The sequence below is a fragment of the Vibrio profundi genome, from assembly GCF_043642225.1.
GTDB classification, from domain to species: Bacteria; Pseudomonadota; Gammaproteobacteria; order Enterobacterales; family Vibrionaceae; genus Vibrio; species Vibrio profundi_A.
Genome location: NZ_JBHZSF010000013.1, coordinates 88,605 through 110,692 on the forward strand (window position 1 = coordinate 88,605; position 22,088 = coordinate 110,692).

7 protein-coding genes are annotated in these 22,088 nt (G+C 45.7%); all 7 read left to right on the forward strand.

The window, feature by feature from the left end:
- Positions 1 to 86 precede the first annotated feature (86 nt).
- The 7 genes from ACHUFI_RS17760 (at position 87) to ACHUFI_RS17790 (ending at position 22,050) form a co-directional block, all read left to right on the forward strand.
- Positions 87 to 866, forward strand: a complete 780-nt coding sequence (locus ACHUFI_RS17760; RefSeq protein WP_394251532.1) for an ABC transporter ATP-binding protein — start codon at positions 87 to 89, stop codon at positions 864 to 866.
- Positions 866 to 1,759 carry an ABC transporter substrate-binding protein gene (locus ACHUFI_RS17765; protein ID WP_394251534.1) on the forward strand — a complete coding sequence of 298 codons (894 nt, stop codon included), beginning with the start codon at positions 866 to 868 and terminating at the stop codon, positions 1,757 to 1,759. Before ACHUFI_RS17760 ends, ACHUFI_RS17765 begins: the two co-directional genes overlap by 1 nt.
- The gene (gene fhuB / locus ACHUFI_RS17770; RefSeq protein ID WP_394251536.1) at positions 1,756 to 3,732 is read left to right on the forward strand and encodes a Fe(3+)-hydroxamate ABC transporter permease FhuB; all 1,977 of its coding nucleotides are present in this window, start codon (positions 1,756 to 1,758) and stop codon (positions 3,730 to 3,732) included. Before ACHUFI_RS17765 ends, fhuB begins: the two co-directional genes overlap by 4 nt.
- A gap of 147 nt (positions 3,733 to 3,879) precedes the next feature.
- Positions 3,880 to 5,535, forward strand: a complete 1,656-nt coding sequence (locus ACHUFI_RS17775) for a multidrug ABC transporter permease/ATP-binding protein (protein ID WP_394251538.1) — start codon at positions 3,880 to 3,882, stop codon at positions 5,533 to 5,535.
- 46 nt (positions 5,536 to 5,581) lie between these two features.
- Positions 5,582 to 5,794 (forward strand): MbtH family protein, encoded by a 213-nt coding sequence (locus tag ACHUFI_RS17780; protein WP_394251540.1) that lies wholly within the window; start codon positions 5,582 to 5,584, stop codon positions 5,792 to 5,794.
- 93 nt (positions 5,795 to 5,887) lie between these two features.
- Positions 5,888 to 16,666 (forward strand): amino acid adenylation domain-containing protein, encoded by a 10,779-nt coding sequence (locus ACHUFI_RS17785; RefSeq protein WP_394251542.1) that lies wholly within the window; start codon positions 5,888 to 5,890, stop codon positions 16,664 to 16,666.
- Positions 16,663 to 22,050 (forward strand): non-ribosomal peptide synthetase, encoded by a 5,388-nt coding sequence (locus tag ACHUFI_RS17790; RefSeq protein WP_394251544.1) that lies wholly within the window; start codon positions 16,663 to 16,665, stop codon positions 22,048 to 22,050. The genes ACHUFI_RS17785 and ACHUFI_RS17790 overlap by 4 nt, the downstream gene beginning before the upstream one ends.
- Positions 22,051 to 22,088 lie beyond the last annotated feature (38 nt).

A 22,088-nucleotide genomic window follows, 5' to 3' on the forward strand; every position in this document is an offset into this window, starting at 1 on the left:
TATAAAAGCGTTTCTGTTAATGATTGTATGAATATGTTTCTGGCTCTTTAAAGCTAGGTGAATGTTGTGTTTGTAAGGTTGAAGGTATGCTTGAAGCAAAGGAACTCGGTTTTAGTGTAGGGAACAAGGAACTGCTGAAGAAATTCAATACGTCTTTCGAACAGGGCAAAATCTATGCTTTGGTCGGACACAACGGTTCAGGAAAATCTACCTTACTTAAGCTGTTAGCAAAGCAACAGGATGCGACTTCAGGCAACATTTTGCTTAACGGAACGGTTGTTTCAAAATGGTCCGATAAAGAATTCGCTCAGCAAGTTGCGTATTTACCACAACATCTCCCTTCAACAGACAGTTTATCAGGGCATGATCTTGTCAGCTTTGGACGATACCCTTGGCATGGTCTATTGGGGCGACTGTCAAAACAAGATAAGCAGTACGTCACCGAAGCCATGGAGCTGACTGATACAAAAAAGTATGCCGATAGATTAGTCGACACCCTGTCTGGTGGTGAAAGGCAGCGTGTATGGTTAGCGATGCTTTTAGCGCAAAGAACGAAATACCTATTGCTAGATGAGCCTCTGGCCGCTCTTGATATCAGCCATCAGATTGAAATGCTGTCCCTAATTCGAACGTTAAGTCGTACGTTAGAGCTCACTGTGATCATTGTGATTCACGATATTAATATGGCCGCTCGATTTTGCGATCATATTATCGCGCTTCATAGTGGCGAGCTCATGATTGAAGGGACGGTAGAACAAGTATTCCAAGAGTCGACATTAAAAGATATTTATGGCGTTCCCATGTGCATCACTGAACATGCAGCAGGGTACCCAGTTGCAATGCCTGGCGATCTGGAGCCGGCATAATGGTTAAACTGTTAAAAAAAACGCGATTGAACAATCTGCTATTTTGCACTTTATTATGCTTGAGCAGTGCCGCGACTGCGAACACGCAGGGTAGTGATGCAGGCCCGCGTGTGATGTCGATAGATTGGACTCAAACCGAGACTTTATTAGCGCTTGGCGTGACGCCTGTCGCGGTCGCACAAAAGGCGGACTATAACTCTTGGGTCAAATCTCCGGTCATTCCTTCTGCAGTGCCCGACGTAGGCTTGCGTACACAGCCGAACTTAGAGCGCATCTACGAATTGCAGCCAGACCATATACTAATTTCTCCAATGTTTTCTTCATTAGAAACGCAGCTTAATAAGATTGCTCCCGTGACTAATATTGGCCTTTATCGTGAGGGCAATATTGATTGGTCGGCTTTTGAAAATGTCACTCGAAAGTTGGCAAAGGTTGCAGACAAGCAACGAGAGGCTGAAGCGTTAATTGTCGCCGCTCAAGATGAGTTTTCTCGTCTAAAGAAAACCCTACCAGAGCAAACCCCACCGTTACTTATGGTTCAGTTCATGGACACAAATCATGTTAGGGTCTTCGGTGAGAACAGCCTCTACAAAACTTCAATAAATCAAATAGGTCTAGAATCGGCTTGGAAAGGTAAAACCAATTCATGGGGATTTGGCCTCGTTGGTGTAGATAAATTAATTGGGGTGAAAGGGCAGATTGTGATCGTTGAGCCACTCCCTGCAGGCACAGAGCAACATCTAAAAGAGAATCAATTTTGGCAATATATTGTTAAAGAATCGGGCTACCCTGCATTGCAAATTCCTCCAGTTTGGAGTTTTGGCGCGATTCCATCGGCAACAAGGTTTGCTGGTTTTGTTTCAATTGCTCTGAACAAAGGAGAGGCGCGATGAGAACACTAACCCTTGGCGTTTTTGGCCTGCTCATTGCCTCTACTTTAATCTTAGTCGGTCAACAACTTTCCCTCTCTCAAACGGGCTTGAATGGTTTAAACAGCTTATGGAATCCTGATTTTTCATCTGCTGAGTCGGTTAAACAGCATTTGGCTTGGTGGCCTAGGTTGTTCACAACGCTGTTGTCTGGCGCCGCTTTGGCGGTAGCGGGTGTGCTAATGCAGCAGGTGTTAAGAAACCCATTGGCATCGCCTTCCACGCTAGGTGTGGCGAGTGGTTCCAGTTTTGCTTTGATGTTAGCGACGTTATACGCCCCTTGGTTACTTGAGTTTTCATATTCACTCGTCGCTCTGATTGGTGGCATCGCGACAATCGGGCTTGTGTTCGCGCTGTCTTGGCGAAGAGCACTGTCACCAACGGTGGTGATTGTGTCGGGTTTGGTTGTAAACCTTTACTGCGGTGCTGTCAGCACGGTTTTATTGATGATGAATCAAGACAAGTTAAGCGGATTAATGATCTGGGGAGCTGGCTCTTTGGTTCAAACTGGCTGGGAAGATGTTCAATATATCGCCCCTCGACTTGCTATCGCTATCGTTGTTGCCTTTTTATTTGTGAAACCACTGAGTTTGCTACAGCTTTCCGAACAAGGGGCAAAGAGCCTAGGGGTATCACTGCCAAAATTGAGAATTGTATGTCTTGGCTTGGCAGTAATGCTTACCGCTTGGGTCGTCAGTGCCGTAGGTGTGATTGGCTTTGTAGGTCTAGCCGCACCCGCACTAGCGCGTCTAATGGGCGTGCACCGTTTGGTACCTAAGTTACTAGTCTCTATGTTGCTTGGCGGCTTGCTATTGAGCTTAACGGATTTAGTGATTCAGCAACTTCCAGGTTTAATGTCGATGATCATTCCAACAGGTGCGGCGACAGCGGCTTTGGGTGCTCCGTTACTATTGTGGTTGCTGCCTAAGTTATCGATGAAAAGTCAGGCGCAAACTCAAACAGTATTAACTCGCCAGTCTGAAGTGGCTTCTAAACTCAATAAAAACTCGGTTGTTTTAGCGACTCTACTCATTTTTTCTGCGCTTGTGTTGTTTAGTCTGTTCTCTTTACAAACAGAGGGCTGGAGCTGGTTATTGGTTTCCAAAGAGTGGGTATTGCTTGAGTGGCGTTTACCCAGGTTAATTGCAGCAGCATTAGCTGGTGGGATGCTAGCGGTAGCGGGCACCATTGTTCAGCGTTTAAGTGGTAACCCAATGGCGAGCCCAGAGGTAATCGGCATCAGTTCTGGTACGGCTTTGGGTCTGATCATCGCGATTTTTACAGGATTAGGAACGAGTGTTATTGGACTTTATGTTGGCGGCTTCGTCGGGGCGATCTGTACATTAGGCATCATAGTGCTTCTCAATCAGAAATCTGGCTTCCAACCTGAACGAGTTCTATTGACGGGTGTTGCAATCACTGCGCTTATGAACGCGGTACAAAGTTTTGTGTTAGCGGGTGGCGACCCTAGAAGTTATCAAGTGCTGGCATGGTTATCGGGTTCTACGTATTACGTCACGGAAGAGACCTTACTGCCACTCTTTATTTCGTCAGCTGTATTTATTTCGTTAGGCTTTATCTGTGCGCGATGGTTAGATGTGTTACCGCTCGGGCAGTCGAGCGCACAGTCTTTAGGGCTTAATGTGCCTAGATCTCGCGTCCTGTTACTGATTCTGGTTGCGAGCCTAACCGTGAGTGCCACTTTGGTAGTCGGGCCGCTAAGTTTTGTTGGGTTAATGGCTCCTCATATGGCGAGGTTATTTGGTTATAGCCGTGCTAAAGAACATCTTATTTGTGCTTCACTGATAGGGATGGCTCTAATGCTGTTTTCGGACTGGCTAGGTAGACAATGGCTATACCCACAAGAAATACCTGCTGGGTTGGTTGCGTCCATCATTGGCGGTATGTACTTAATGTGGGGACTAAGAAAGCTTTGATACCTAGGAAGTTAGGTAAGTTTGCTCGACAGCAATGAGCTTGCTACCACGCTAGCGTTGGTTTTTGCAGGTCGATAGTAAGGGATTACATAAGTCTTTAATGATAATGATAATCACAATAGTAATTAATTAAGTGGTATTTAAACGATGGGTTTGATCCTATTACTGGCGGAAAAACAAAAAAAAGCACTTTCGTTTGTCATTTTACTGAGCGTAGTGAGTGCATTTCTAAGTGTTGGGGTGATTGCTTTCATTCAACATAAGTTGTTAGGCGTCAGTGATTCTCTTTCTGGAACGCTAATTCAGTTTTCTGTTTTACTTGTTTTGTTATTAGTAACAGCAACAATCGCTCAAGTCTCATTGCATAAGCTTGGGCATAAATTCGTTTACAACAAGCGTTGCGAGTTAGTCTCTCAACTACTCAACACAGACATTGAGCAAGTCGAAAAAGTGGGTAGCGCAGGGGTGCTGGCGTCGTTGAACACTGACATTCGCAACATCACCATCGCTTTTGTTCATTTACCCGAGTTAGTTTACGGGTTAGTGCTGACGCTAGTCGCGCTAGCATACTTAGCATTTCTGTCTGCACCACTGTTTGGTGTGAGCGTGCTCTTGCTTTCCCTAACGGGTGTGATTGGCTACGTTTTAGTGACCAAGATTACCAAACACGTAAGGCAAGTCCGTGAATATGACGACAAACTGTATCACGATTACCAATCCCTCATTGATGGCCGAAAAGAGCTGTCGCTCAACCCTTTTCGTGCTAAACGCTATTTTGATGAAGAGTTTTCTGCCAATGCGGAAGGGTACCGCAATGAAGTGACGCAAGCGGATATATTGAATGGCTTTGCAGCCAACATGGCTAATACTGTGGTGTTGGCGCTCATCGGGTTGAATTTTTACTTGGCGACAGGTCTAGGCTGGGCAACCTTGGAAGTGGCATCAACGTTCGCTTTGATCGTGCTGTTTATGAGAACGCCATTGATGTCAGCGGTTGGATCATTGCCGACCCTAGTAACCGCCAATATTTCCATGAAGAAATTAGCTTCATTACAGTTGGATGAGCAGCGCGAGCTGAATCCTAAAACCGCAAGAACTAAAGTTTTTCAGTCCCTTGAGCTATCGAGTGTTCGTTATCAGTATCAATCTGACGGTGATGATGACGCATTTGGTGTTGGACCAATCAACTTCAAAATTGAGCGCGGTGAACACATTTTTATTATTGGCGGTAATGGTAGTGGAAAGTCGACGTTTGCTAGGCTCCTTACTGGTTTATATCGCCCGCACTCTGGACGAGTCTTTGTCGATGGCTCTGAAATTACCCAGAAAGATTGGCAGGACTATCGTTATCAATTTTCTTCGGTATTCAGTGACTTTCACCTTTTCCACAAAATTGTCGATGGTGAAGGACTCGACATCTCTGAAACTGAGATTGATGAATGGATGATTCGTCTAGAGATGGCCCATAAAGTTAACCACAAAAATGGAAAACTGAGTGACGTTCGTTATTCGCAAGGGCAAAGAAAGCGCTTGGCTCTGATGATGGCGGTACTTGAAAAACGTGGCTGCATTCTTCTTGATGAATGGGCCGCCGACCAAGATCCAAGGTTTAGAAAACTGTTTTATCGTCAGTTATTGCCATTGCTCAAAGAACGGGGCGTGACAGTGATTGCGATTACTCATGATGACGCTTATTTCGATGCTGCCGACCGAATATTCAAAATGGATACGGGGCACCTTGTCGAATTAAGCAAAGGGAATTTAGCTCAAGCACACCAAGCACTAGAAAGTGTAGTGGCTTAAGCAGTTATAAAAACACAATAAAAATAGAAAGTTAGTTGAGGAAAAAATGAGTATTGATAGCCCAAATACAGAATTCACCGTGGTATTAAATGCCCAAGAGCAATACAGCATTTGGCCAACTTATCATCCTGTCCCTAATGGGTGGACGGAAGTTGGTGTCAAAGGCAACAAGGAGCTTTGCCTTAAACATATCAGCGAAGTTTGGACCGATATGCGTCCTAAGAGCTTACGCGACGCAATAGAAGCGCTCGAAAGCTAAACCGACTCTAATTCTTAGTAAACCGACCGACTATTTGCGCTCGAAGCGTAAATAGCGGTTTGCTACAACCAAATTTTGTCTTCAGGTAATAAAATGTCAGTGGATGAGCATCAATCTTTGGATTCCGTTACCGCTTGGAATCCGCTTTCTTTCTCTCAGCAGCGTCTTTGGTTATTCCAGCAATTACAGCCTTCTAGCTTAGCGTATAACGTTGGTGGGGTATTATGGTTTGAAGGGGAGGGCATCACCCTTAATACTCTGCAGCAAGCGCTCAATAATACAGTGGATGCGTTTCCTTCTCTGCGCACACAATTCGCTGAAATTGACGGAAAAGCAGCCCAACGCGTGTTGCCGCATACAGCGGTTAACTATGATTTGTTAGATGTAAGAGAAGAAGCAAATCCTGTCGAATATATTCAAAGCAACGCGCGTGAGCGTTGGCAACAGCCGTTTGACCTAACGGAAGGCAAACTGGCTCGAAGTTGCATTTATCAGTTTACAGATCAGAAATTTGCTGTGCTTTTGGCGACTCATCACATTGTGACGGATGCGTGGTCGTTACAGATCATTATCAAAACGCTGGTGGATTTTGTTGCGGGTAAGTCTTATCGCTCAAGAGTGGCGCAAACTTATCTAGAATATGCGTCTGAGCAGGTGAGTGCTGAAAAATCGGAGCACGTCGCGCAACAAAGAACCGATTGGGTAAATCACCGTTTCATCGGTGAAGATTCGGTTGTTTTACCAAGTTTGAACGATTTATCTCAAGATGCTTACACAGCGAGGCATGAGCTGTTTACTGTCTCCGATGAACTGAACGAATTAGTCAAAGAGACTGGTCGTGTATTAGGCGCGACGAAGTTTGAAGTATTGGCGTCCGCAATGATGTTAACGCTTCGCCAGTATTCATCCAATATTCACCCATCGATTTGTGTACCCGCTCTGAATAGGAATTCGAAAAACCGTCGCACTGTCGGGTTTTATGTAAATAGCGCGGTAATGGGTTATCAAATTGAAGCGGAAGATACTCTTTCAAGCCTTGTCGCCAATACTAAAGCTTCAATGAAATCTTCTTTAGGGTTTGAAGCGACACCGTTAGAGCTGCTCGTTGGCGATCAAACTTTTCCTACCACAGCAATCAACTTTAGAAATCATGGCGATAAGCTCGCAATTCAAGCGGGTCATGTGAAAAGTGAATTTGAAGAATTTCCTGTTCTGGAAACGCCTTTCGAGATTGTTTTAGATGTTGTAAACAAGGGTAATTCGCCGCTTCGCTTTGTGTATGCAAAAGAAAAGTTTACGCGCCCATTCATTAGTAAATTCATCGAAAGCTTTCAATCCAATCTAACTGCTATTGTTGGAGCGCCAAGTTCAGCTGTTGCTTCACTCAATGCAATATCCAACACAGACATGCGCTTGATTGATCAGTTCGGGCAGAGCGATCATTCTTGGAGCTATCGATCATTCACTGAGTTGGTTTCTCAACAGGCTTCTCACTCGCCAGACAGCATTGCACTGAAGCACCAGAATGAACAGCTCAGTTATTTAGAGCTAGAAACTCGTTCCAATCAGTTAGCTCATGCCATTTTATCAAAAGGGGCGTCGCTCACAGCGCCTGTCGGGGTGATGATGGAGCGTGGTGTCGATATGATTGTCTCTATGATCGCTGTGCTAAAAGCAGGCGCGCCTTTCTTACCGCTTGACCCTGATTACCCGACTGAGCGCTTGAGCTACATGTTAGAAGACAGCGGTGCAGAGTTAGTACTAACCCATAAAAAATCCAATGATAGATGCAGCGATGTGGTGGAAGGGAATACGCTAGTTTCTCCATTGTGTTTAGACGACATTCGTTTTTCGGAACTTCCCGTTGGTCATCGGTTTCGCCAGCCATTAGCTGAAGAGCTGGCTTACATCATCTATACCTCTGGTTCGACGGGTAAGCCAAAAGGCGTGACTATCTCTCACGAAGGTTTGAGCATGCATGTCCAAACGATAGGACAGCGTTATGGTATGACGCCAAGCGACGTAGAATTGCATTTTGCTTCGATCAGCTTCGATGGTGCGGTAGAGCGTTGGACGGTACCGCTGGCATTTGGCGCTAAGTTGGTGATTCGTGACCAAGAACTTTGGACGGCAGAACAAACGTGTGATGTGTTAGAAAGTGAAAAGGTGACGATCGCGTGTTTCCCGCCAAGTTATGTGGGTCCATTGCTTGATTGGGTAGAAACTGAAAATCCTAATTTGGCTCTACGCTCAATTACACTGGGTGGCGAAGCGTTTACTCGAGACACTTTTGAACGTATTCAATCGGTTATCGCGCCTCCAAGAATTATCAATGGCTATGGGCCAACGGAAACCGTTATCACACCGATGATTTGGGCCGCGTACCCAGAGGATTCAATGACTAGCGCTTACGCTCCTATTGGACATGCCGTAGGCGATCGTAAGTTATACATCCTTGACGCCGAACTTAATCGAGTCCCATTAAGTTGCGCTGGGGAATTGTATATTGGTTCGGAAGTCAGTTTGGCTGAAGGTTACCTAAAACGACCGGACCTGACTTCAGAACGCTTCTTGCCAGATCCTTTTTCAAACGATGGCGAACGAATGTACCGCACAGGAGACTTGGTGAAATGGCGCGAAGATGGCGTGATGGAGTACTTAGGACGAGTCGATCATCAAGTTAAAATTCGTGGATTCCGAGTCGAGTTAGGGGAAATAGAGTCTCAGCTGCAATCTTTGTCTGATGCTGAGCTGTGTGCCGTAGTCGATCATGATTCTCCGACAGGAAAAAAACTGGTTGGTTACGTGCAGTTACCAACCGCGAGTGACGAGGTTGAGTCACGTTGGATCTCTGAGCTAAGCCAAACGCTTCCAGATTATATGGTGCCTTCGCGGATCCTAATTCAAGAAAAGCTTCCGATAACACCGGCTGGAAAAGTAGACCGCAAGCAGCTATCAGCCCCTGATTGGAGTGACGTTTCAGAAGCTGACGGTGAGTTGAAAACCGAAAAGCAAAGGGCACTGGCCGGGTTATGGTGTGAGTTACTTAAAGTAAACCAAGTTGGATCGAACAATCACTTTTTTGCCCTTGGTGGCGATTCAATCATGGCGCTGCAACTGGTAGGTAAGTTACGTCAAATCGGATATAGACTCACGCCAAAACAGGTGTTTGATTACCCGAAGCTTGAACAGATGGCTGAACAGCTAGAAGAAGCGCACTTTGTTACCGCTGAACAAGCGATATTGGAAGGAGAAACTAAGTTACTTCCAATCCAGTCGCGATTTATTGAGCATTACCAGTTAAGTCTTTGTAATCAATATATTCAATTCGAGTGGGCGTTTCCTGTCGACACAGAGTGTATGACTGCCGCGCTGCGCAAGTTATCGTTACATCATGATGCTCTGAGATTGCAGTTTTCTTTGCAAGACCACGCTACCTACAGCGATGCACCATGTTTTGTGCTGACCGAGTTTGATCGACAAATTGATGTTGAGCATGTCCAAAAGGAAATTAACTTGGCCAAAGGCATCAGCCTTTCTGTTGGGGCCAAACCCTTGGAACAGACTGGTTCAAGCGAAGTGCTGATGTCCATCCACCACTTAGTGGTGGATGCCTTGTCTTGGCCTGTACTTATTGAAGACTTAGCAAAACTGTATGACGCGGAGCTAAAAGGAACGCAGATTACGCTAGCACCCAAAACCCATCATCAAGGTAATTGGTTAGATACGCTTAAGTCATTGGAAATCACTCAAGAGCAACAGTCTTATTGGCAGAAGCAAATTAGTTCTCCTTTGTATCCAAACAAACGCGGTACACCGCGAGTTAGCGAATGGACAATGGAGAATGCCGAGTTAAGCCAGTTAGTGAAAGCGGGTTTCGAGTTTGCGCGATTGACACAAGAGCAAGTGGTTTTCCTTGCTTCAGCTCTGTCCCTCAGTACGTTAAATACTCAAGGGCCGTTTACGATCCACCGAGAATCCCATGGCCGATTTACCGAGTCGTCAGGGCTTGATCTCAGCCGTACCGTTGGCTGGTATACCTCTTTATACCCTCAATTCATTCCTGAACAGACAGAGTTAGCAAGTTGGGTTAAAGCTATCAAGGATAACTTTGATACAGATGGTGTAGGAGGGACGACTTATCATGCTGGTGTGGCACAGGGCCTGTGGCCTCATGCCTCTTCGCTAGATGTATTGTTTAATTACCTGGGGAATTCAAGTCAGCAGTTTAGTGATTCGGTTAAGGTAAATAATGCCGGTTTATGGAGAGACGATGAAAGCAAAGCTGACGCGGCGATTGTGTTCAATGTTTCTGCAGAAGCCCAACAGCTTAAATTTGCAATCGAGCTGGATGAGGCGTGCGCACCTAAGTTAGATATAGAATCATTACGCTTGGCACTAAAGGGCAGTGTTGAACTACTGTCTAAGCTGTTCAAAAGTGCCTCACCCGCGCTGACCAAAGCCGACACGCCACTTGTCGATTTTTCGCAGCCGCAGTTGGATGATTTGTGCGTTCAAGCAAAAGGCCAATCTTCGCTTCCGAACACTTTGTTGCCTCTATCGACGTTGCAGCAAGGGCTTTATTTTCACGCAAAACTTTCCGATAGCGATAGTACCTACGTTAACCAAATTACTTTGCCGCTTACCAATGTGAACGTGTCTAAGATGATGGTCGCGTGGCAAAGTGTGATGGATCGACATCAGATGCTGCGTTCTACTTTGTTCTCATTTGATGGCAATGCCTACATGGCAGAGTGGTCAGAACTGAAATTAGAATCTTATCTACACGATGTTCGCCAACGTAAACATTTTGATGTGGAGGGCTTTAAAGAGGAATTAGTGAATCAGGGTTTCTTATTGGAACAGGGCCTTGATAAGGAGTCGGTTAAACCGCTTTGGCGCGTCGATTTTGTTCAAACCAGTGATGAGCATGTTCAATGTGTGTTTACCATCCACCACATATTAATGGACGGCTGGAGTACTGGCGTGTTGCTGAGCGACTTATTTGCTCAGTACCACGGTCGTACACTTACCGCGGTGAAAGCGGAGTTCTCAGACTATTTAGCGTGGGTGGAAAAGCAAGACACTGAGTTATCGAACGAATATTGGCAACGATACCTACAAGGAATCGAATCTCCAACTCGATTGGCGGAGTCCTATGGAAAGAGCGCTGTTGTAGAGCCTAAATTTGTGCGCCATAACGATGACTTCTCGAAAGAGGTGATTGGTTCTTGGCTTCCAAAACTGAATCAAGCGGGAGTAACACTTAACACCCTCACGCAAGCTGCGTGGTTGCTTACTCTACACAGATTTACCGGACAAACTTCACCGATATTTGGCAATACCGTAGCAGGTCGTCCAACGGATCTTGCACACAGTGATTCGATGGTTGGCTTGTTTATTAATACATTGCCTATCACTCATAGCGTTGATCTCACGAAGTCAGTGTCTAGCTGGCTGCAAGGGATACAGCGAGCTTCGAGTGAGCAGCGCGAGTTCAGCTTTTCTTCGCTGTCTGATATTCAAAAACAGACTGGATGGTCAGGGGAAAACTTGTTCGATACCTTGGTGGTATTTGAGAATTATCCTTTAGACGAAACGTTATTGAATGGGGAAGGGGAACTTTTGGTTGGAGAACCTGAAAGTTACGAATTCACGCATTACCCACTCACATTGGCTATTTTGCCAAGTGATTCGTTACGCATTGTATTTGCTTTCGATGAAAGTAAATTTTCAGCTCAACAGATTGAAGCGCTTTCAGCGACCAATCGACATTATTTGGAGCAGTTGGTCGAACTAGTCGATAGTCATCTTGGCCAAATTCCAGATTTAGAAACTACCCAACTTGCAACGCTAGAGAGCTTTCAAAAAGAAGCAGAAAGCTGGTCATTTACACCTTTTACAAGCTTGGTTTCGGAGCAAGCGAAAGTTCAACCGCTTGCGGAAGCACTAGCCTCAAACCTTGAGCAAGCCAATGGCACTCAACGAGTTTCGTTAAGCTATGAGCAGCTTAATACGCAAAGTGACGGCGTCGCTGCTGAACTGATTCAGTTAGGTATTCGACGTGAAGACATTGTTGGCGTGATATTTGAGCGCGATTGCAACATGCTTGTCGCCATGATGGGTGTAATGAAAGCTGGGGCAGCATTCTTGCCACTAGATCCATCTTATCCGACAGAACGTTTGAACTACATGGTGGAAGATAGCGGTGCCCGAGTGCTCATACACGACGAAACCAGTGAGCTTCTCGCCAGCGAAATTGCTAATCAAGCGACGACAGTAAGCTACAGCTCGCTCGATCTGTCTGCCACGTTATCAACTTTACCCTTGATACTACCGGATCAACTGGCGTATATGATTTATACGTCGGGCTCGACGGGTAAACCGAAAGGGGTTTGTGTCTCTCAAGCTGGCCTGAGTATGCACATTCAAACCATCGGTCAACGTTACGGTATGACGAAAGACGATGTGGAACTGCACTTCGCTTCAATTAGCTTTGATGGTGCGATCGAACGTTGGACTGTGCCGTTGGCGTTTGGTTCCCGTTTAGTCATACGCGATCAACAGCTTTGGAGCGCCCAACAAACGTGTGAAGTGCTTGAAAGAGAGCAAGTCACTATTGCCTGCTTCCCACCAAGTTATGTCCTTCCGTTATTAGAATGGATAGAAGGAGCGAAGCCAAACCTACAGGTTCGCTCTTGGACCTTAGGTGGTGAGGCATTTACCAGAGATACCTATTTCAAACTGCAATCGGTATTGAAGCCTAAGCGAATCATCAATGGTTACGGCCCGACCGAGACGGTAGTAACACCGATGATATGGGAAGCATACCCTGAAACCGCTTTGGACAGCGCGTATGCGCCAATTGGTACATCGGTTGGCGCACGAACCTTGTATGTTCTTGATGGTGCCTTAAATCGCGTGCCTTTAGGAGTGGCGGGAGAGCTGTATATTGGTGAAGAAGTTGGGCTTGCTCGTGGCTACTTTGAAAGGCCAGACATGACTTCAGAGCGCTTCTTGCCAGATCCATTTGCGAGTAACGGTGAAAGAATGTACCGAACTGGCGACTTGGTAAAATGGCGTGCCGATGGAGTGATGGAATACCTAGGGCGAAGCGATGAGCAAGTCAAAATCCGTGGTTTTAGAGTCGAATTAGGGGAGATTGAATCCCGTTTACAGACCATTACTCAATCTGAGCAATGTGCGGTGGTCGCATGTGAAAGCCCGTCTGGAAAGCAGTTAGTGGCTTACGTCCAAAGTGAACAATCTATTTCTGTAGATTCCGTGCTCTCTGAACTCGCTTCGGATCTACCTGACTACATGGTGCCAAGCCAGTTATTGGTGCTTGATAAAATTCCACTGACTCCAGCGAGTAAAGTGGATAAAAAGCGCTTACCTGAACCTAAATGGTCAGCAGAGTCTACGGTTGAATATGTTTCTCCAATTGGTGAGATAGAAATCGCATTAGCGAAGCAGTGGCAATCTCTATTTAACAAAACGGAAATTGGGCGTCATGACGATTTCTTTGCTTTGGGTGGGCAGTCATTGCTCGCGACACAACTAGTGGGTCGACTCAAGCAACAAGACGGTATTCGTTTGTCACTCCAAGCCGTATTCGACACTCCAGAGCTTGCGCAATTGGCGGCTCAATGTGTGAAAGAAGAGATTGACGTTCTGCCTATGGTTGCGGCTGCGCGCTTGCCATTGATGCCTGCGTCAGCGGTACAAAAACGTTTATGGTTTGTCCAACAGCTGTTGCCGAACAGCGCTGCTTACCATATGCCTTTAGGGCTTAGCTTTACTGGCAAAGTGGATGTTGATGCGCTGCAAGTTGCTGTGAATCAGCTCGTAGCACGCCATGAAATTCTTCGTACAAACTTTGCGCAAGTTGATGGAGAGTTAATGCAGTCGATCTGTGATAAGCGAGAAGTAAAAATAGCATGTCATTCACCAATACAAGGTGAGCGTGAAAGCTATTATGAATCCTTAATTGCACAGCCTTTTGACTTTGAAAACGGGGCGCTGATTCGCTTCGATTGGGTACAGTGTAGCGAGCATCAAGCGGAACTATTAATCGTGGTACACCACATCATTGCTGATGGTGTATCAATGCAGCACCTACTTAGCGAGCTCTCTAACCATTATGCGTTAGCAGTTAATGGAGATATCGCCGCGACAGTGGACACTACCCGACTTCAGTACGCCGATTACGTCGCATGGCAGCAACAGTGGCTAGATTCACCGGAATCCAATCAGCAGAAATCGTGGTGGCTCAATGCGTTAAAACACGATATTGAACCTCTTGTACTGCATAGCGATGTTCCACGCGAGCAACTAGAAACCCAAGGCAATCGACTGCACTTTGAGCTAACGACAGAGCAAATTCAGGCTGTGAAGCAACTTTCTAGCTCTCACCACACCACACCGTTTAATGTGATGCTGACTCTGTGGCATTTATTGATGCACAAGTACTCAGGCCACGAGCAAGTGAGAGTGGGAGTGCCAGTTGCAGGACGTACTCAATCTGAAACTCAGTCAATGCAAGGCTGTTTCATTAATAGCGTGGTGATCCCTGCCAACTTCAACTCTCAGGATTCGTTCTCTTCGTTACTCAATCAAGTTAAACGCTTTAGCGAACAGGCATTGGAAAGGCAAGACTTCCCGTTCGAAATGTTAGTGGAATCGCTAGGCATTACCGGAAATTTACAGTATCACCCAGTATTCCAAACGAGCTTTAACTTCCAAAGTTTTGATGCAGAAAAGCTTCTTGATTGGCATGGCGCGGACGTAGAACCGTTTGACCCAGGCGTGGTGAATGCTCAGCTAGAAATCTCAATGGATATCCAGCAACTTTCTAGAGATAAGTGGTGTGGATTCATTAGTTATGTATCCCCTGTGTTCTCAGAGAGCACGATGCAATCCATGTTGAGTCACTGGCTACTTCTACTTACTCAAGTTTCAGAAAATCAAAATGTACTTGTCGGGCAAGTTCATCTGTCTGACGAGCGAAGCATGAAACAAGTAGAAGCGTTTAATGCTACTGAACTCGACTGGGGGCAATTTGTAGCGCCGCCTCAAGCTATCGAGCAGCAAGCGGAACAAACGCCGGACACCATTGCGCTTTCTATGGAAGATCAGTCTCTTACTTACAGAGAGTTTAACCAACGCGTTAATCAACTGGCGAATTGGCTAAGGGATAAAGGTGTCAATGCTGAGACTCGTGTTGGTCTTGGGTTAGAGCGTTCATTTGATTTGGTGATAGGGCTTCATGCGATCACGAGAGCGGGCGGTGCGTATGTGCCTCTTGACCCTGGCTATCCTGAAGAAAGGCTTAATTACATTTTAGAGTCGGCGAATATCGATTTGTTATTAACCGATTCGAACTCAATGCACCTATGGCCGAAGAGCGACGCTTGTCAGTACATTGATATTAGCGCCTTGGATTTAGCGGAGCAGGAGATAACATCACCAAGAGTGGCTTGGCATCCAGACCAAGCGCTATATGTCATTTTTACTTCCGGTTCGACTGGTTTGCCAAAAGGGGTCGTGAATACCCAAGCCGCATTGCAAAACCGCCTCAATTGGATGCAAGAAGAGTACAACTTGAGTCCGTCTGATTGTGTGCTGCAAAAGACACCATTTAGTTTTGATGTTTCAGTATGGGAGTTCTTCTGGCCACTGATGACAGGTGCAAGGTTAGCCGTCGCGCCACCGGATTCTCATCGACAGCCGACTGCTTTATCTGAAGTGATTCAAAAGGAAAAAGTGACAACCATTCACTTTGTACCATCGATGCTGAATGCCTTTTCGGTTGAAACGAAAATGTCCGAATGTACTAGCCTCAAGCGTATTGTTTGTAGTGGTGAAGCTCTACCTGCTGACCTTGCAGAGCAAGTGCTGACCCAGTCTTCTGTTGAATTGCACAACCTTTACGGACCAACTGAAGCTGCGATTGATGTGACTTACTGGCCATGTGAATTACCTGTTTCTAAACGTATTCCTATCGGTTATGCCATTTCCAATACTCAGCTTTATGTCTTGGATGACAACTGGAACCCAGTTCCAAATGGTGTACCTGGAGAGCTTTACTTAGCAGGCATTGGCTTGGCTCGCGAGTATCTAGGTAGACCTGATCTAACCGCTGATCGTTTTATTCCTAACCCTTGGGGGCAAGAGGGAAGCCGTTTGTATCGAACGGGTGACCAAGTCGTTCAAATGGAAGATGGCCGCTATGAATATTTAGGTCGTTTGGATAATCAAGTGAAAATTCGAGGGCTACGAATTGAGCTTGAAGAAATTGAAAATGTCATTAACCAACTAGATTGGGTGGTTGAGTCGGCAGTGATCGCTTTTAAGCATCAAACAGGTGAACAGTTGGTGAGTTACATCGTCGACCCTGAATGGCAATCAAACAAAGAAATGCTGATTAAAACTCATTTGTCTGAACACCTTCCGGATTACATGGTGCCAACCATAGTGATTGGGTTATCGGAAATGCCGTTGTCGCCAAATGGAAAGCGTGACCGAAAAGCACTCCCAGCGCCTGAGTGGCAGTCAATTGAATACCGCGCTCCGGAAACTGAGCTAGAAGTTTGGTTCACACAAAACTGGGCGGAGGTATTAGAAGTCAAGCAAGTTGGTTTGGATGACAACTTCTTTGCGCTAGGCGGACACTCGTTATTGGCTACTCGGGTGGTGGCAAGAGCACAACAAGAATTGGGGCTTGAAATAGCACTCAAAGACTTTTTTGAAGCGAAAACGTTGCAGGCTTTAACCGACAGCTTGCAATCGAAATTTCAAACACAAAATGAACAAGAACAAGATGAATTCGATGCCATGGCAGCATTGATGGATGAATTGGAGCTGCTATGAGTACGGCAAAAATAGACAAACATGCATTAGCAAAACGCTTTCTACAGCTTGGAAAGCCAGAACAAATCAAGTTTATCGAACTATTGAGTGCGAAAGGGTTAGATTTTGAGAAGCTCCCAATTGTTGGAAGTGACACTTCGACAGCGGCAAGTTTGTCCCCTGCACAAAAGCGCCTTTGGGATATCTATTGTTTAGATAAAGGCAATAGCGCTTATCATATGTCCGGGGCGTTCAATGTGTCCGGCCAACTCGATGTCGCAAAGCTAACGGGCTACGTCAATCAAGTCTTGCAGCGCCACCAAGTCTTGAGAACAAGGTTTGTGACGACAGAACAAGATGATGTTGTCCAGTTTGTTGATAGTGCGATGACTCTTTCACCTGCTGTAGTGGATGCGAGAACATGGACGGAAGAACAACAGTCTGAGCTCCAAAATCAATTTGTTTTAGACGCATTTGACTTGGAGTTTGATTTACCGATACGCATGCAATGCCTACAGGTTGAAGAGTCATCTTGGACACTGCAAATAGTCATGCACCACATCGTTTCAGATGGTTGGTCAATTGGTGTTTTTCTTAATGAACTTATTTCTCTGTATCAAGGCTTAGAGTTATCTGAACTACCGATTCAATACGGTGACTATTCTAATTGGCAAAAAGCCCTTTTGGATGCGGGAAAAGGTCAGCAGCATATTGAATTTTGGCAGAAAGAACTCGGGGCTGAGCACTCAGAAGCGCTATACCCTTGGAGCTCTAACGTCGAACCTAATCAAAGACGGGTAGCTGAAGCGATTAGTTATTCGCTAAATAGTGTTGTAACAGAGAAGTTGAAGCAGATTGCACGCCAGCACTCTATCACTACTTCAAGCTTGTGGTTGGGACTCTGGCAAGCCGCATTAGCAAAAACAACTGGACGAGCCGATATTGCGGTAGGGGTGCCAATGGCCAATAGGACGCGTCATGAAGTGGCGAGTTTAATTGGCTTTTTTGTGAACACCATGGTCATCAAACAGTTTGTTCAACCAGAAACGACGCTTTCAACGGTAATAGAAAGTGCACACCATAAAGTCATGAGTGCGCAAGAACATCAACTCTTGCCGTTCGACCAATTGGTGAGTGCATTAGTTACCGAGAGAAAAGCGGGCGAAACGCCTCTGTTTCAGGTGTTGTTTAACCATCAAAACGAGCTAGCAGATAACGTTGAATTAGGTGGAGAGCTAACTCTGTCCCCTCAAGCGCAAAGCGGTCAATTTGCGTTGTTTGACGTCGCTTTGGATGTTCGTGAAAGTGAAAACAAGACGAATGTGGTTCTGACTTACGCGGCTGATCGTATCAGTGAAGCGTCAATGATAGAGCTGAATGCGACGTTGGAATGCATGATTGATGGAGTCGAATCCTATCTTCAGCAGCCAATGGTTCAAATTGACACACTTTCAAAACAAGACTCTACACTGCTTAATACTTTGTGTCAGCCCGAAGGCTCGTGGACATTTAAGAGTGTGATGGAGCTAATTTCACATCAAGCGGCTGAACAACCGGATGCCATTGCGCTGAAACATCATGATAAAGAGTACACCTATTTAGAGGTTGAAACTGAATCAACAAACCTTGCTCAACAACTCGTTGAATTAGGGGCTGCAAGGGATAAAGCGACAGGGGTGTTATTTGAACGCTCTCCTGAAATGTTCATCGCAATGATAGCGGTGATGAAAGCTGGTGGCGCGTTCTTACCTCTCGACCCTGATTACCCAACAGAACGCTTGGCTTACATGATTCAAGATTCTGGTGCAGATTTGGTGATCACTCAAGAAGGGTTAACCCAGCGTTGGAACGAAATTCATTCGGAGTTCGATTTATCTCTTAATCAACCCAAGCCTCTTGTACTAGAGCCGGACCTGATGAAGGACAACACGCTAGCGACACTGGATACTATGGTGCTACCCGAGCAATTGGCTTACATCATTTACACTTCAGGGTCGACAGGTAAACCTAAAGGTGTCGCGGTAAACCACATCGGTTTGTCTATGCATATTCAAACTATTGGTCACCAGTATGGTATGACACCGAATGATGTTGAGCTTCATTTTGCTTCAATCAGTTTCGATGGAGCAGTAGAGCGCTGGACGGTACCGTTGGCTTTTGGTAGTAAGCTTGTGATTCGAGATCAAGGCCTATGGAGCGCAGAGCAAACTTGCGAAGTGCTTCAGCAAGAAAGTGTCACGATTGCGTGTTTCCCTCCTAGCTATGTGGGTCCGTTGCTCGATTGGATAGAGCATACCGGCATTGCTCTCAATGTTAGGTCATGGACGCTAGGGGGAGAAGCCTTTACCGCTGAAACTTATCAACGTCTGCAAAATGTCGTGAATCCTCCTAGAGTCATTAATGGGTATGGGCCGACTGAAACGGTGGTTACCCCTATGATTTGGCGTGCCTACCCAGAAGACAAATTAGAGAGCGCCTATGCGCCAATTGGTAACCCTGTTGGTGAACGCCGACTTTATATCTTGAACTCACAATTGAATAAAGTTGCGTTTGGAGAAGTGGGTGAACTCTATATCGGAGGGGAAGTAGGGTTAGCGCGAGGGTACCTTGGTCAGCCTCATTTAACCTCTGAAAGGTTCATACCTGATCCGTTTACTCAAAATGGCGAACGTATGTATCGCACTGGCGATTTAGTTCGATGGAACGACAATCATGTCATGGAGTACATGGGCCGTGCGGATCAACAAGTCAAAATACGTGGTTTTAGGGTTGAGCTAGGAGAAATCGAGAGCCAGCTTCAGGCGGTTACTCAAGTTGAACATTGTGTCGTTGCAGCGAAAGAACTGGGGAACCAGAAACAATTATTTGGTTATCTGCAATCACCTAACAAGCAAGTGTTTGATTTTGAATTAATACTCGCGGCACTCTCGCAAACCTTGCCTGATTACATGGTCCCAAGTCAGCTAATGGTGATGGAGAAGCTACCTCTGACACCCGCTGGAAAAATAGATCGTAATGCATTGCCTACTATATCAAATGTGTTAATAGAGCAGTCGGCGACTGATGCACCTGAAACGGAACAAGAAATTCTGCTCGCTTCAATTTGGCAGGATCTACTAGGAATCCCTATCGTCGGTCGTTCAGATAACTTTTTCACGCTAGGTGGTGATTCAATTCTATGTTTGCAGATGGTCAGCAAAGTTCGGGTTGCGGGTTATAACATTACGCCTCAGCAAGTTTTCTCTTCGAAAACCTTATCTGATCTTGCCGTCGCATTAGATGTTCATAAAGCAACGAAAGAGCGAGTTGAAACCGTTCAGTCCTTTGGTTTAATGCCGATTCAGGCGCACTTCTTTGCTCAGGAATTTCCTGAGCCGGATCACTGGAATCAACATGTCTGTGTCGAACTAAAGCAGACGATGAATGTTGAATACTTGGAATTGGCGCTACAGGCTCTGGTTAAACTTCACCCTAGCTTGAGGCTAGCGTTTGATTTTAATAACGGGAAATGGACGCAACGTTTTAAATCATTTGAAGCACGTACGTATCTTTGGACAACTGAGACGTTGACTGAAGACGAATTCTCGGCTTTTGCCCAAGAGATCCATCAAAGCATGGACATTAGAGCTGGGCGCTTAATTCAAGCTGGCTATGCTCAAATGGCGTCAGGTGAGAAGCGATTGCTGATCGCGATTCATCACTTGGCAGTGGATGGGGTGTCATGGCGAATTCTGCTGGATGATTTATGGAAAGCGTATCAGCAGGTTGCATCTGGTCAGCCTATAAATCTGATGCCAATATCAGCATCGCTTGATGAAGCGGTGAATGCATTAGAAATGTGGAGTGAAAGCCATCAAGGGAAGTTGATGCAAGACACTTGGCATTATGAAGGCGTTTCTAGTACCCAAATCGAGCCAGCACGTTATCGAGATATCCAAGTCTTTGAGAGTGAACTGTCGAATGAACATACCCAATATTTACTCCGTGAAGCTACCGTCAATTTAGGCGTCGACGTTCAAGCGATTCTTATCAGTGCTCTGGTATCGGCATTAGGCAGCTCAAACCAGCAAGAAGTTCCAGTTTACCTTGAAGGGCACGGGCGAGAAGCGTCTGTGTTTGGAGACGTAGACCTATCAAGGTTAGTCGGTTGGACGACGAGTCTTTATCCGATGGTTGGACAATACCAAGATGATCAGTTGGCGGTATTGGACAGTACTGCAAATTACCTAGGCATGGTGAAACGTGACGGAGGAATTGGTTATGGGGCGCGGTATCTTGATGAGGGCGTGATAACTGATTGTCAGGCTCAAGCAACATTCAACTATTTAGGCCAGTATTCGAGCAACAGTTTTGCTCATTGGTGCACGCCGATTGAGAAAGGGGGACTCCCTCAATCTGGTTTGAACAAAATGCTGACTCCGTTAGTCATAAATGCGCAGGTTGTATCTGGAAAGCTAACGCTCGCTTGGGAATTTTCTACGACTCATTACTCCTCTGATTCGATTCAAAACCTAGCAGAAAAATACACAGCCTGTCTCATTCAATTGATTAACACGAGCCCGCAGCCTACGGCAGCAGTAGCGGATGAGCAGCTTGTCGAGAAACTCAATGATACGACAGACGAACGAGAACCTGTGTTTTGTATCCACCCTGTGACGGGGCGTGTGACTGGTTATCAAAAGCTTGCTCAAGCATTAGAGGGTAAAAAGGCAGTATTTGGTATCAAGTCTAAGAGCTTTGCGTATCACAATGTATTTGATTCTTCTTTCTCTGATATGGCTGATGTTTACTATCAAACGATCAAGCGACTTCAACCTAACGGACCATACCGACTTGTCGGCTGGTCTTTGGGTGGCGCCTTGGTCCAAGAACTTATCAAACGTTTTGAGAACAACGGTGATGACATTGCGTTTGGCGGTTTGCTGGATTGCTACGTTCCAGGCACTGAAATAGCAGAAGATCAATGGGAATCACCTGCCTCTAAGGCAAAATTGCTAGAGCATCTCGCAATGCTACTTGGCGAACTTTCTGAGTCACAAGGGCAACGATGCTTACAGCTGCTGAATGCAGTTAGACCGCCAATGTGGCCTGAAGCGTTTGAAACGTGGCTGTCTGAAAATCAGTTTGATCAGTATATGGCAAGCAATGCTCAGCAAATGCTATTTAGCTGGTCTGTCGAACAACATATGCGTGCGTTATGTACTGGATATGAGCTGCCCAAAGTTAATACATCTCTACATTGCTGGTGGGCCGGGCAACCGATCAAACGCCATGAAAGGTTGTCTGGTGAGCTATCAAAACTCAATTCCATGAAGGCTTCGACCATCATTGATACCGATCACTTGGGCATTGTTCAGAGCGATTTAGTCATCCAAGACTTAGTTAAATATTTAGTTAATCAATAATTTATAAACATCATTAATGAAATGTTTCAATTTTGAAA

Coding starts and splice junctions, on each gene's coding strand:
- ACHUFI_RS17785 (WP_394251542.1), top strand. CDS start 5,888: ATGTCAGTGGATGAGCATCAATCTTTGGATTCCGTTACCGCTTGGAAT.
- ACHUFI_RS17775 (WP_394251538.1), top strand. CDS start 3,880: ATGGGTTTGATCCTATTACTGGCGGAAAAACAAAAAAAAGCACTTTCG.
- ACHUFI_RS17760 (WP_394251532.1), top strand. CDS start 87: ATGCTTGAAGCAAAGGAACTCGGTTTTAGTGTAGGGAACAAGGAACTG.
- ACHUFI_RS17780 (WP_394251540.1), top strand. CDS start 5,582: ATGAGTATTGATAGCCCAAATACAGAATTCACCGTGGTATTAAATGCC.
- ACHUFI_RS17765 (WP_394251534.1), top strand. CDS start 866: ATGGTTAAACTGTTAAAAAAAACGCGATTGAACAATCTGCTATTTTGC.
- fhuB (WP_394251536.1), top strand. CDS start 1,756: ATGAGAACACTAACCCTTGGCGTTTTTGGCCTGCTCATTGCCTCTACT.
- ACHUFI_RS17790 (WP_394251544.1), top strand. CDS start 16,663: ATGAGTACGGCAAAAATAGACAAACATGCATTAGCAAAACGCTTTCTA.